The 12,793-nt window shown below is 62.8% G+C and carries 13 protein-coding genes; 5 read left to right on the plus strand and 8 right to left on the minus strand.

What is annotated here, in order from left to right; translation table 11 throughout:
* Positions 1 to 456: 456 nt before the first annotated feature.
* Genes G9Q84_RS28300 through G9Q84_RS28315 form a run of 4 tightly spaced genes read right to left on the minus strand, consistent with a single transcriptional unit; the run spans position 457 to position 3,927 of the window.
* Positions 457 to 1,281 carry a sugar phosphate isomerase/epimerase family protein gene (locus G9Q84_RS28300; RefSeq protein WP_095186014.1) on the minus strand — a complete coding sequence of 275 codons (825 nt, stop codon included), beginning with the start codon at positions 1,279 to 1,281 and terminating at the stop codon, positions 457 to 459.
* 1 nt (position 1,282) lies between these two features.
* Entirely contained in the window at positions 1,283 to 2,482 is a 1,200-nt protein-coding gene (locus G9Q84_RS28305; protein ID WP_122753509.1) for an NAD(P)/FAD-dependent oxidoreductase, read from the minus strand.
* 2 nt (positions 2,483 to 2,484) lie between these two features.
* Positions 2,485 to 2,805 carry a MocE family 2Fe-2S type ferredoxin gene (locus G9Q84_RS28310; RefSeq protein WP_181644482.1) on the minus strand — a complete coding sequence of 107 codons (321 nt, stop codon included), beginning with the start codon at positions 2,803 to 2,805 and terminating at the stop codon, positions 2,485 to 2,487.
* Between the two features lie 27 nt (positions 2,806 to 2,832).
* Positions 2,833 to 3,927: a fatty acid desaturase family protein gene (locus tag G9Q84_RS28315; protein ID WP_181644483.1), complete on the minus strand. Its 1,095-nt coding sequence runs from the start codon at positions 3,925 to 3,927 to the stop codon at positions 2,833 to 2,835.
* A gap of 161 nt (positions 3,928 to 4,088) precedes the next feature.
* Between G9Q84_RS28315 and G9Q84_RS28320 the strand changes: the two genes are divergently transcribed.
* The gene (locus G9Q84_RS28320; RefSeq protein ID WP_181644484.1) at positions 4,089 to 5,138 is read left to right on the plus strand and encodes a LacI family DNA-binding transcriptional regulator; all 1,050 of its coding nucleotides are present in this window, start codon (positions 4,089 to 4,091) and stop codon (positions 5,136 to 5,138) included.
* A 116-nt stretch (positions 5,139 to 5,254) separates the two neighbouring features.
* Here G9Q84_RS28320 and yghU read toward each other — a convergent pair whose 3' ends face one another.
* Both yghU and G9Q84_RS28330 read right to left on the minus strand, forming a co-directional pair.
* The gene (yghU, locus tag G9Q84_RS28325) at positions 5,255 to 6,088 is read right to left on the minus strand and encodes a glutathione-dependent disulfide-bond oxidoreductase (RefSeq protein ID WP_032888385.1); all 834 of its coding nucleotides are present in this window, start codon (positions 6,086 to 6,088) and stop codon (positions 5,255 to 5,257) included.
* 44 nt (positions 6,089 to 6,132) lie between these two features.
* Positions 6,133 to 7,368, minus strand: a complete 1,236-nt coding sequence (locus tag G9Q84_RS28330) for an MFS transporter (protein WP_181644485.1) — start codon at positions 7,366 to 7,368, stop codon at positions 6,133 to 6,135.
* A 100-nt stretch (positions 7,369 to 7,468) separates the two neighbouring features.
* On the opposite strand from G9Q84_RS28330, the gene G9Q84_RS28335 reads away from it, so the two are divergent.
* From G9Q84_RS28335 to G9Q84_RS28345, 3 genes are read left to right on the plus strand one after another with little or no spacing between them, the layout of a single operon-like run.
* Positions 7,469 to 8,431: an AraC family transcriptional regulator gene (locus G9Q84_RS28335; protein ID WP_181644488.1), complete on the plus strand. Its 963-nt coding sequence runs from the start codon at positions 7,469 to 7,471 to the stop codon at positions 8,429 to 8,431.
* A complete protein-coding gene (gene mug / locus G9Q84_RS28340; RefSeq protein WP_032888378.1) occupies positions 8,428 to 8,940 on the plus strand; it encodes a G/U mismatch-specific DNA glycosylase in 513 nt (170 codons plus the stop codon). The genes G9Q84_RS28335 and mug overlap by 4 nt, the downstream gene beginning before the upstream one ends.
* Before the next feature lie 38 nt (positions 8,941 to 8,978).
* Positions 8,979 to 9,575, plus strand: a complete 597-nt coding sequence (locus tag G9Q84_RS28345; protein ID WP_181644486.1) for a glutathione S-transferase — start codon at positions 8,979 to 8,981, stop codon at positions 9,573 to 9,575.
* Between the two features lie 137 nt (positions 9,576 to 9,712).
* Here the strand turns inward: G9Q84_RS28345 and G9Q84_RS28350 are convergent, their stop codons facing one another.
* Positions 9,713 to 10,480 carry an SDR family NAD(P)-dependent oxidoreductase gene (locus G9Q84_RS28350; RefSeq protein WP_032888373.1) on the minus strand — a complete coding sequence of 256 codons (768 nt, stop codon included), beginning with the start codon at positions 10,478 to 10,480 and terminating at the stop codon, positions 9,713 to 9,715.
* A gap of 137 nt (positions 10,481 to 10,617) precedes the next feature.
* On the opposite strand from G9Q84_RS28350, the gene G9Q84_RS28355 reads away from it, so the two are divergent.
* The gene (locus G9Q84_RS28355) at positions 10,618 to 11,766 is read left to right on the plus strand and encodes an aldose epimerase family protein (RefSeq protein ID WP_122681465.1); all 1,149 of its coding nucleotides are present in this window, start codon (positions 10,618 to 10,620) and stop codon (positions 11,764 to 11,766) included.
* A gap of 116 nt (positions 11,767 to 11,882) precedes the next feature.
* Here G9Q84_RS28355 and araH read toward each other — a convergent pair.
* A partial coding sequence (araH, locus tag G9Q84_RS28360; protein WP_181644487.1) for an L-arabinose ABC transporter permease AraH occupies positions 11,883 to 12,793 on the minus strand: 911 nt, incomplete at its 5' end.

The following is a 12,793-nucleotide window of genomic DNA, read 5'->3' on the forward strand; positions in this document are numbered from 1 at the left end:
GAGCGGGCTTGCCCCGCGCTGGGCTGCGAAGCGGCCCCATTGAGAACACCGCGTTTCTTCAGGTAAATCCGGGGGGCAGGTTTTGGGGCCGCTTCGCAGCCCAGCGCGGGGCAAGCCCGCTCACTACAAAGAACATGCCCACGCTCGTAATGCAGCCTTCAGCCCCGGCTTTGGCAATCGCTCCAAACCTGGCGAATCATCCTCTGCAGCTTCAACGCCTCGGCCCAGTGTGAGCTTGCTCCTGAGATGAGTTGACTCTGTGGTGAACTTGCTTCTGTGGTGAGCTTGCTTCTGTGGTGAGCGGGCTTGCCCCGCGCTGGGCTGCGAAGCGGCCCCATTGAGAACACCGCGTTTCTTCAGGTAAATCCGGGGGGCAGGTTTTGGGGCCGCTTCGCAGCCCAGCGCGGGGCAAGCCCGCTCACTACGAAGAACATGCCCACGCTCGTAATACAGCCTTCAGACCCGGCTTTGGCAATCGCTCCAAACTTGGCGAATCATCCTCTGCAGCTTCAACGCCTCGGCCCAGCGATCACTGATTTCACGCCCGTCCGCACCGGTAATCGCATACGGCGGCGGGCCCAGTTCGCAGGTGAACGACAGACTCTGCCCTGTGTCCGGGCGAGCCAGCCAGTCTTCAATACCGTAGCGCCACCAGCCGGTAAACCGTTCGACCCAGGCGTGATGCTGGGGGAACTCCATTGAGACCTGAACCTGCTCGCTGCTGGCCACGCGCCCATGAAAGCCCCAACTGTGACGCAGGATCGTGCGGATCTGTTCATCGTCCTCCACCGCGCCCGGTTCGGGCAATTCGCGTCCGACCACGTAGTGGGACAGGTCGGCCAGCAACTTCAAGTCGGGCATTTGCGCCAGCAGGTCGAGGGTGAACAGCAGGTCGTTGGTCAGGCGATAACGGTGGGTTTCCAGCAGTACCGGGAAATCCACCTGCTCGGCCAGGCGCTGCCAACCTTCGACCAGCCGCGCCGCGTCGGCCTGGGTGCGCGGGCGTACGTCGGCTTGCAGGGTGAGGTGGTGGCAGCCGTAGCGGCTGATCACATCCAGTGCGGCGGCCAGGTCGTCCACCGACTGTGGGAAAAGCTGGCCTTCGATCTGTAAGCCCCGCGCCGTGGCCGCGGCGTGCAGGCGTGTCACCGCGGCGGGCTTCCAGTAGTGATCGGTGATGCCGTCGAAGCCGGCAGCGGCGATTCGATCCAACTGCGCTTCTAGCGGACCGGGCTCGGTTTGCATGGCCCACAGGGATTGGAACACTAGGAATCGGCGCATATCAGCTCCGCAGCAATTGTTTAAGGGACAGTTCAGGGTCCGCCAGGCTGGACGGGTTGAGCACCGTGCGCGCGGTGATCAGGCGCTCACACAGCTTGATGTCCTTGGCGACGCTGTTGCCGGGCGCCCAGCCGCACGCACCTTGCAACCGCGCGTCCGCATCGAGGTAGAACAGCAACAGGCCGCCGGCTGGCAAGACGCGACTGATCATGTGCGGGGTGATCACGCCCACGGTCTGCAAGCCCCAGTCGTACTGGTCGGACCAGAAGCCGGGGATCGCCTCAAAGGGGACCTCGCGCCCCAGCATATTGAGTGCGGCATGCCGCCCCTGAGCCTCGGCGTTGCGCCAGGTTTCCTGGCGTTGGTACTCGCCGCCGAGGCGAAACTCGCAAACGTCACCTGCCGCGTAGATGCCCGGCGCACTGGTGCGCAAATGAGCGTCAACGCGAATGCCCTGCCCCACCTCCAACCCCGCCGCCACGGCCAACTCGATGTTCGGTTGCATGCCGATGCCGACCACCACCAGGTCACACGGCAGCACCTGCCCGTCGACCAGTTGCACGGCATCGCCATGGATGGATTCCAGCGCCACGTTCAAGCGCACGTCCACGCCTTGCTGGCGGTGCAGATCCAGCAGCGCCTGGCTGATCACCGGCGGCAACACGCGGCCGGCCAGGCGCGGCCCAGCTTCGAGCACCGTGACTTCGCAGTCCATGCCTCGGGCAGTCGCGGCCACTTCCAGGCCGATAAAGCCGCCGCCGACAATCACCAGTTTCACGCCGGGCTGCAACGCGGATTTCAGTGCCAGCGCTTCATCGTGGGTGCGCAGGTACAGCACGTTGGCCTGTTCCTGGCGCAGACGCCGCGCCCTGCCCCCGGTAGCCAGCAACAGGCCGGCGTAGGACAGCCACTGGCCGTCGGCCAATTGCAGACGCTGTTGAAGCGGGTCCAATTGGCTGACGGGGTTACCCGCGATATGTTCGATGCCCAACTCGGCCAGCCGGGCGCTGTCGCACAGGCTGCATCCCGCCAGGTCCATGCTGCCCTGCAACACCCCCTTGGACAGGGGCGGCCGTTCGTAGGGCAAGTGCGGCTCGTCGCCGATAAGGATCAGGCGTGCGGTATAACCCTCTTCGCGCAGGGTCAGCGCCGCACGGCCACCAGCATGGCCGGCGCCGACGATGATCAAGGGTGCGTTCATGATCACGCCGTGACAGCGAGCAGTACCCGCCCCGCTTCGACCCGCACCGGGTAGGTCTTGAGATTGACGCACACCGGCGCGCCCATGGCCTTGCCGGTGCGGTAATCGAAGCGTCCGTTGTGCTTGGGGCATTCGATGATGTGGTCCATCACCAGGCCATCGGCGAGGTGGTTTTTCTCGTGGGTGCACAGGCCTGCTGTGGCGAAAAACTCATTGTCCGCCGAGCGGTAAACCGCGTAGGTGTGCGGCCCGTGATCGAAGCGCAACACATCTTCTTCGTCTATTTCGCCCACGGCGCAGACGTCGATCCATTGATCGTTCATGGCGTTTTCTCTTGTTATAGATGAGGTTCAGCTGGCGGCGGCTTCGGCATGCATTGGGGCGCGGGCAGTCGGTTCCGCACTCGGGCCAATCGGCCTCTGGATGAAATACGTCGGGTCGCTGCGCTGCTTCAGGATCGTCGGAATGATCTCCCTGTACGCCTCGAAAATAGTGGCGTATGGCGGTGGGCAGTCATTGCGGATTTCCTCGTGCAACTGCGCAAGGGCGTGGTACGGCACCATCGGGTACATGTGATGTTCGAGGTGGTAGTTCATGTCCATGTAGAGAAAGCGCAGCACGCGGTTCATGTAGATGGTGCGGCAGTTGCTGCGGTGGTCGAGCACGTCTTCGGCCAGGCCCACATGCTGGGTGAGGCCAAACAGGTAGCCGAGCCAGGCGCCGTAGATACTCGGCAGCCCAACCAGCATCAGCGGCAACCAGCTGTGCAGGTACAACGCGGTGCCGATGACCACCGCATAAATGCCGACCCAGATCCGCGCGGCGCGGAACACCTTGGGCCATTCGGACTCGGGGATAAAGTCCGCTTCCTGGGCACTCATCTGGCCGGCCGCATGGCGCGCCACCCCGCTGAAGGTCTTCCAGGCCAGCGGCAAATTGAACAGGCTCAGAAACATCATCAACAAGCTCGGCGGACGCGGTTCGACAATCTCCGGATCGCGGCCGACCACAATGGTGTCGGTGTGGTGCCGGGCATGACTCCAGCGCCAGACGTGGGGTTCGAAGATGCACATGAAACTCGCGACCTGGTACAGCACGTCGTTCATCCAGCGGGTCTTGAACGCGGTGCCGTGGCCGGTTTCATGCCAGCGCGGGTTGGACGCGGTGCCGTAGAGCACCCCATAGGCGAGGAAAAACGGCACGCAGGCCCAAGTGCCCCAGAACCAGTAGCCGCCGAAGCCGGTGGCGAACAGCGCGCTCACCCAGAGGGCGGTGTCGCGCAAGGCTGGGCCGTCGCGGCGCTGCATCAGTTCTTTCATGCGTTTACGGGAAATCGGCGATTGGTACCAACTGGCCGAGACCAGGCCTTTTTCAGCGGCGCGGGCGGCTTCGGGGCCGGTGAGGCTGTAGTCGCGCCGAGCGCTATGAACGGTGTGTTCGGGCATTGTTATTGTTCTCCGCAAGCGGTGGTTTCAGGTGCTTTGCGAAACCAACGATAGAGCGCAGCTAAATCACCCTCAAGGCCTTGAATCCATTCCCTATCAAGCTATCATCCAGGCCCAGCGGGGCTTGATAGTTTTCTATCAAGACGCTCAAGGGGGCTGTCATGAACAACAATAAACGCCCAACCATCGCCACCGTCGCCGCCCAGGCGGGCCTGAGTGTGGCCACGGTCGACCGGGTATTGAACGCACGCGCGCCGGTTAATCCGCAGACCGCCGAACAGGTGTTCCAGGCCGCCGAAGCCGTGGGCTACTTTGCTGCGCGGCTGATCGGCCAACGCATCCGCGAACGCCGGCCCACCTATCGCTTCGGCATCCTGTTGCTGGGTACAGCCCAGGCGTTCTATGCCAACTTGGCGCAGGCGATTGCCGACGCCGCCGAGCATCACGGCACCGCCAACCTGACCTGCCAATTCGACTACATCAACGACCGCACACCCAGCGCCATCGTCACGCAGATCGAACAACTCGCCGTGCAGTGTGATGCCCTGGCGGTGGTCAGCTTTGCCCACCCGTTGATCAATGCTTGCCTGGCGCAGATCCGCGAAGCTGGCGTGCCGGTGGTCGCCCTGCTCTCGGATATCCACGAGCACGCCTTGGAACCTTATGTCGGCCAGGACAACCACGTGGTCGGACGCACCATGGGCTGGTTGCTCGCCCGCACCTGTGGCGCACGCAAAGGCAGCGTCGGGATTTTATTGGGCGGCCACCGGTTTCTGGGGCATCAGGCACGGGTCGAGGGCCTGCACAGCTACCTGGCCGAACACGCACCTGGGCTCAAGCCACTTGAACCACTGATCAACCTGGACAACTGCGACATCACCGAAGAAGCCACCCTCGATCTGCTCACCCGCCACAGCGACCTGCGCGGCCTGTGCGTGGTGGGCGGCGGCGGCGACGGTATCATCAGCGCCCTGGCGCAGTTGCCCAAGCGCCCGGCGTTGTGCTGCATTTTGCAGGAGTCCACGGAGCTGTCTCGCCAGGCGCTGCGCCAGGGGTTGGTTGATGTGGTGATGGACTCGCAGCCACGGCAGACGGCGGTGGCACTGGTGGAGTTGTTGGTGCAATTGCAGAGTGCCGAGGGGTTTGATCCGGTGCGGCATCGGGTGCATATAGCGCCGCAGATTGTGACCTCCGAGAACATGGGGGCCTGATACATGAAGATCAGCAGGTGGGAGGGACTTGCTTGCAATAGCAGTGGATCAGTCGACATCTATTGATCTGCACCACCGCTATCGGGGGCAAGCCCCCTCCCACACTTGGATCTCAATCAGTCCAGGTCGCTCGCGTCATGCCGCTCGGCCAACTGTTCCTGGGGTTCGCCAGACACCCGGTTCACCCGCCGGCCACGCTGCACCGCCGGCCGTGCATCAATCGCATCGGCCCAGCGCTGCACATGCTTGTACTCATGCACCGACAAAAATTCCGCCGCTCCATACAAGCGGCCTTTGACCAACCCGCCGTACCACGGCCAGATCGCAATATCGGCAATGGTGTATTCATCACCGGCAATGTACTCACTCACCGCCAGGCGCTTATCCAGCACGTCCAGCTGACGCTTGGCCTCCATGGCGAAGCGGTTGATCGGGTATTCCATCTTGCTCGGCGCGTACGCGTAGAAATGCCCGAAGCCACCGCCCAGGTAGGGCGCACTGCCCATCTGCCAGAACAACCATGACAAACACTCCGCACGGGCCGCAGGCTCGGTGGGGAAGAACGCGCCGAACTTCTCGGCCAGGTAGTGCAGGATCGCGCCGGACTCGAACACACGAATCGGCGTGGGCCCGCTGTGGTCCATCAAGGCGGGGATCTTGGAGTTCGGGTTCACGCCGACAAAGCCGCTGCCAAACTGATCGCCGTCGCCGATCTTGATCAGCCAGGCGTCGTATTCCGCACCGCTGTGCCCCAGGGCCAGCAACTCTTCGAGCAGGATAGTGACCTTCTGCCCGTTGGGCGTGGCCAGGGAGTACAGCTGCAACGGGTGCTTGCCGATGGGCAGTTCTTTGTCGTGGGTCGCACCGGCGATGGGCCGGTTGATGCTGGCGAAGGTGCCGCCGCTTTCGGTTTCCCAGGTCCAGACTTTCGGGGGTACATATTCGGTCATGCTTACGGCTCCAGAAGCGTTTGCGATCAGCGAAGCGCTTGAGACTAAACCAAAGACGGGTGGTGCGTCACACTCCCCGCCGCAGCGTGCCGGGGCACCTGCACTCGCAGCGCGATCAACAAGGCCGCCAGCAGCATCAAGCAGCCCGCGCCCAGAAACACCCCGTCGATGCCGGTGGCACTGAACATCGCGCCCCCGCCCGCCGCACCCGCCGCGATGGCCGATTGCACCGAAGCGACCACCATGCCACCGGCACTTTCGGCCTGATCCGGCACCGCACGCGCCACCCAGTTCGACCACGCCACCGGCACCCCGCCAAAGGCCATGCCCCACAGCGCCAGGAGCAATGCCTGACCCGGCAGTGACGCGGGCAGCAACACCAGGGCCAACGCAGCGACGCCCACCAGGACCGGCATCAACACCAGGGTTCCCCGCGGGTTGCGCACCAGCAACCACCCGGCCAGCAGCGTACCGACAAAATTCGCCGCGCCAAACCCCAGCAGCATCAACGCCAGCCCTTGGGTGCCGACCCCGGTGGCGCTTTCCAGAAACGGGCGAATGTAGGTAAACAGCGCGAAGTGCCCGGTGTGCACCAGCACGCAGCCGAACATGCCGATGGCAATGCCGGGGCGCAGTAGTACATCAAGCACGGTGCGCAGGCGCGCGGTGCCGCTGGGTGCCAGGCGCGGCAGCGTGAACAGCTGGAAGGCCAGGGTCACCACGCCGACGGCGGCCGCAGCCACAAATGCACTGCGCCAGCCATACAGGTCCCCCAGGTAGCTGCCCAATGGCACCGCGACCACGGTACCCACCGCAATGCCGCTGAAGATGATCGACAAGGCACGTGGCAGCAACGCCGCCGGTACCAGACGCATCGCAACGGCCGCCGCCATGCTCCAGAAACCGCCGAGGGCAATGCCCAGCAGGATGCGCATCAACAACAGCACCAGGAGGCTGGACGAGAACGCCACCAGCAGGTTGGACGCAATCATCAGCGTGGAGAACCCCAGCAGCACCAGGCGCCGGTCAATGCCGCGCGTCAGGCTAGGCAGCAGCAAACCGGCGAACAACGCCACCACCGCCGTGACCGTGACCGCTTGCCCGGCCAACGCTTCCGACACGCCCAAGTCCAAGGCCATCGGCGTCAGCAGGCTGGCCGGCAGGTACTCCGCCGTGAGCAGGCCGAACACGCCCATCGCCAGGGAAAACACCGCCATCCAGGCCGGCGTGGTCGGTTCTGCCCTGCCATCGACAGGGGCATGGGACACACAATCATTCATCACAGGACATCCTCAGGCATTTACGTGATGGCCAGTCTAGGTATGCCCATCAGGATGATCTATGATTCAAACCCTTGAGTTCTTGACCGAAACCCCGAACATGCCAGCCGACAATGCATTCAACCTGTCCTCCGAGCTGATCAATGAGCTGCTGCGCAGCATGCGCCTGCGCGGCGTGCAGTACCGGCGCATCCAGGCCGGGCCGGTGTTCGGTATCAGCTTTGCGGCCAAGCCCGGCCACGCGTATTTCCATTTCCTGGCCGCCGGCTGCGCGACCCTGCGCCTGCACGACGGCAGCCTCTTTGAGTTGTCGGCCGGCAATGCGGTGTTTATCGCCCACGGTGGCGCCCATGCGCTGCTGTCCAAACCGGATGACCCCGTGCAGGACATCGCCAGCTTCGACGCTGCACCGCTGGGCGATACCGTGTGCGCGGTGAATGCCTCGCCCTTTGCTCCCTCCAGCACCCTGCTGTTCAGCGCCTGCATGGAGTTCGAGCTCGACAGCATCCAGGGCCTCGGCAACCTGATGCCGGCCTTGATGCTGATCGACGCCGGCGGCCAACGTTACCCCGGCTTGATGCCGATCCTGGCGGTGATGGAACGCGAAGTCTCCAGCGCCCGCGTCGGTTATGCCGGCATCCTTGCGCGCCTGGCCGATGTGGTGGCGGCGATGATCGTGCGGGGCTGGGTCGAGTGCGCCTGCGCCAATGCTTCGGGTCTCGCGGCCGCGTTGCGCGACACCCGCCTGGCCGGCGCCCTGCTCGCCCTGCACCAGCAACCGGGGCGCGACTGGAGCGTGGCCGAACTGGCGGCGCACTGTCATACCTCACGCTCGGTGTTCGCGGATCGTTTCCAGGCGACCCTGGGGGTACCACCGCTGCGTTACGTGACCGAGCTGCGCATGCGCCTCGCCAGCCAGTGGCTGACCCTGGAGCGGCTGCCCATCGAAGAAGTGGCGTACCGCCTCGGCTATACCTCCCAGGCGGCCTTCAGTCGCGCCTACAAACGCATCACCGGGCAACCGCCGGGCGCCAGCCGCCAAGGCTTCAGGAGCCCGGCATGAACGCCGGGCTGGAAGACATCCTCGCCGACCACCTGAACGTGGTGTTCTGCGGCATCAACCCCGGCAAGGGTTCCGCCGCCCTCGGCCTGCACTTCGCCAACCGCAGCAACCGCTTCTGGCGCGCCTTGCATCTGGCCGGGTTCACCCCCCACGAAATCCGCCCGGAACACGGCCGCACGCTGTTGCACTACCACTGCGGCCTGACCACGTTGGTGGAACGCCCCACGGCCAGCGCGGACGAATTGGCACGGCATGAGTTCACCCAGGCCGCGACGGGCTTCGAACAGAAGATCCGCCACTGCGCGCCGCGCTTCGTAGCGTTCCTGGGCAAGCCCGGCTACAGCGCATTGAGCGGCCAGCGCGAGATCGCCTGGGGCTTGCAGCCAACGGTGTTGGGCGGTGCGTCAGTGTGGGTGCTGCCCAACCCCAGCGGACGCAACCTGGCGTTCAGCCTGGAGCAGTTGGTGCAGGCGTATCAACAATTGCGCCGGGCGACCGAGTGCCCTTAATCTCTTGAGCTCATCACCCTGATAGCAATGGAGGCTTCATGAAACTGGTCGGCATGCTGGACTCGCCTTACGTACGCCGCGTGGCAATTTCCCTGGATCTGTACGGGGTGAGTTTTGTGCATGAACCCTTGTCCGTGTTCAGCACCTTCAACGAATTTGCGCAGATCAATCCGGTGGTCAAGGCCCCTACCCTGGTGCTGGACGATGGCACGGTATTGATGGATTCCAGCTTGATCCTGGAGTACCTCGAAGCCTTGGCCTCGTCGGACAAAAAGCTGCTGCCCCAGCAACCTGCGGCACTTGCCAAAGACTTACACGTTCTGGGGTTGGCGCTGGCGGCCTGTGAGAAGAGCGTGCAGATCGTCTATGAGCACAACCTGCGCCCGGCCGAGAAGCTGCATGCGCCGTGGCTTGAGCGCGTGACCGGCCAATTGCTCGCGGCTTATGCGTTGCTGGACAAGCAGCTGGGCGACAGCGAAGCACTGACCCAGGCGTCGATTACGGCGGCGGTGGCGTGGTCGTTCAGCCAGTTCACAGTGGCGTCGGTGGTCAAGGCGGATGCGTTCCCCAACCTGGCCCGGCATACCGAACGGCTGGAGCAGCATGCGGCGTTCAAGCGTTACCCCATCGCCTAAGCACCGCAGTTCAAATGTGGGAGGGGGCTTGCCCCCGATAAGGGTGGGTCAGTCATAGAAGTACTGCCTGAACCACCGCTATCGGGGGCAAGCCCCCTCCCACATTGGTCTGTGTTGTCTGAGAGAGGGTGTTCGGCTCAGACCCAACCGCCATCCACAATAAAGTTCTGCGCCGAACACATCGCCGAGGCATCCGAGGCGAGAAACAACGCCATATTGGCGATGTGTTCCGGCAGGACGCTGCCGGGCAGGCACTGGCTGCGGGCGATCAGTTCCTTGGCCGCATCGTCCACCCACATCGCCAGTTGCTTCTCGGTCATGACCCACCCCGGCACCAACGTGTTGACGCGGATATGGTGAGGCCCCAACTCCCGCGCCAACCCCCGGGTCATGCCGTGGGCAGCGGCCTTGCTGGCGGCGTACACCGGGTAGCCGGCGGAAGCCATCATCCAGCCGACCGAGCCGAGGTTGATGATCGCGCCGCCGCCGGCAGCTTTCATCATCGGCACCACGGCCTTGGCCGCAAAGAAGGCGTGCTTGAGGTTGACTGAGATCAGCTTATCGAAGGTGTCCGAGTCGACTTCCTCCAGGGTGTGACGCACGTCGTTGGCGGCGTTGTTCACCAACACGGTGATCGGCCCCAACGAATGCTCGAAACGCTCGATGGCGGCCTTGTAGGCGATTTCATCGGTGATGTCGCAGCACACGAATTCCACCGTATGCCCCTTCGAGCTCAACAACGCGGCCAGCCGATCGCCCTGGCTTTGCGCGCGGTCCACAAAGCCGACCTTGGCGCCTTGCGCGGCAAAGGCCCGCACCATGAACTCACCGATGCCCGAAGCACCACCAGACACCAGCACGGTTTTGCCTTCAAGGTCCGGATAAACAGCCTGCGCAGTACTCATATAACGGTTGCCTCGATCAATTAGTCTTATTTTATTTTACGAAATTGGCGTTAAAGGCTATAAATTCGCTGTCACACCAACAAAATATCGCTATTAGTAGAACTATTCCACTCAAAACAACAAAAGGAAGTTCGACCATGAAGCACCCTCGATACCTGCTGTCTGGCCTGGCGCTGTCCATGATGATCGCCAGCGGCGGCGCCCAGGCGGCCGGCCTGAGCAGCGAGCAAAAACCTTTCGGTAAAACCAACGACGGCACCGCCGTCGAACAATACATTTTGCGCAACAGCCACGGCATGCAAGCCACGGTGATTACCTACGGCGGCGTCTTGCAGTCGCTGAAAGTGCCGGACAAACACGGCAAGGTCGACGATGTAGTGCTGGGCTTTGACGACGTGCAAGGCTATCAGAGCGGTACGGCATTCTTCGGCGCGACCATCGGCCGCTTTGGCAACCGCCTGGCCGGTGGCGCCTTTGAACTCGACGGCAAGCGCTTCCAGGTGCCGCTCAACGATGGCCCCAACTCGCTGCATGGCGGCGCCCAGGGCTTCGACAAGCAGGTGTGGAAGGCCGAGACGGTCAAGGACAAGGACTCAGTCGGCGTGAAGCTGAGCTACCTGTCCAAGGACGGCGAGATGGGTTTCCCCGGTAATCTGAAAACCGAGGTCACATACCGCCTCAACGACAAGAACGAACTGCACATCGACTACACCGCCACCACCGATAAACCTACGGTGCTCAACCTCACCAATCACAGCTACTTCAACCTCGCCGGTGCAGGCAATGGCGACATTCTCAAGCAAGTCGCGACCTTGCACGCCAGTCATTACACGCCAGTGAATGCCACCCTGATTCCGACCGGCGAACTGGCGCCCGTCAAGGGTACGCCGATGGACTTCCTGAAACCGACGCCGATCGGCCAGCACATCAAGGAGGATCATCCGCAGCTCAAATTTGCCGAGCCAAAGCAAGGTGGGTTTGACTTCAACTGGGCGCTGGACACCAAGGGGGACGTGAAGCAACTCGCCGCCGAGGTGCATGACCCAGAGTCAGGCCGGCGTTTGCAGCTCTACACCAGCGAACCGGGCGTGCAGTTCTATACCAGCAACTTCCTTGATGGTTCGGTGAAGGGTAAAGGCGGCAAGACTTACCTGCACTGGAGTGGTTTTACCTTGGAGACCCAGCACTATCCGGATGCACCTAACCAACCAAACTTCGCCTCAACTCGCCTGAACCCAGGACAGACCTACACCCAGAACACCGTCTTCAAATTCACCGCCGATTAAAACTGTGGGAGGGGGCTTGCTCCCGATTGCGGAGTGTCAGCCTGCACATTTGTCTCTGACACACCGCCATCGGGAGCAAGCCCCCTCCCACAGTTTGAGCTTCACATGGCGAGGGTTCAGCGCTGTTTCATGCGGTCGATGACCACCGCCAGTAGCAGGATCGAACCGCGGATTACGTATTGATAAAACGTGTCGATGTTCTTCAGGTTCATCGCGTTCTCAATGATCGCCAGGATCAACACCCCCGCGATCACATGGCGGATCATGCCAATCCCACCACTCAACGACACCCCGCCCAGTACACAGGCCGAGATCACCGTCAGCTCAAAACCCTGCCCGATCATCGGCTGGCCTGAGGTCATGCGCGAGGCGAGGATCACGCCGGCCAGCGCGCCGATCAGACCGTGCACGGCGAAAATCAGGATCTTGGTGCGGTCAACGTTCACCCCTGCCAGCAACGCCGCTTCCGGGTTGCCGCCGATGGCCATGGTGTTGCGCCCGTAGGTGGTGTAGTTCAGCAGCCAGCCGAAAAACACAAAGCACACGATGGTGATCAAAATCGGCACCGGCACGCCGAACAACTGGCCATTGCCGAACACAAAGAATTGCTCCTGGGACACGCCAACCGCCTTGCCGTCGGCAAAGATGTAGGCCAGGCCGCGCACGATCTGCATCGTGGCCAAGGTGGTGATCAACGCATTGACCCGCAGCTTGGCGATGACGATGCCGTTAATCAGCCCGACGATCAGGCCCATCAGCAGCGCGGCGCCGATGCCGAGCATGACGCTCTCGGTGTCGCGCATCACAATCGCCGCCACCACGCCGGCACAGGCGATCACCGAGCCCACCGACAAGTCGAAGTGCCCCGACGCCAGGCAGAACAGCATGGTGCACGCGGCAATGCCCACGGTGGAAATCGCCAGGCCCAGGCCGCGCATGTTCAGCGGTGAGAGGAAGTTGTCGATCAGCAAGGCGCACAGCACAAAGATGCTCACCGCCGCCAACAGCATCGCCCAGTTGTCGAGCA

It is taken from the genome of Pseudomonas sivasensis, assembly GCF_013778505.1.
GTDB classification, from domain to species: Bacteria; Pseudomonadota; Gammaproteobacteria; order Pseudomonadales; family Pseudomonadaceae; genus Aquipseudomonas; species Aquipseudomonas sivasensis.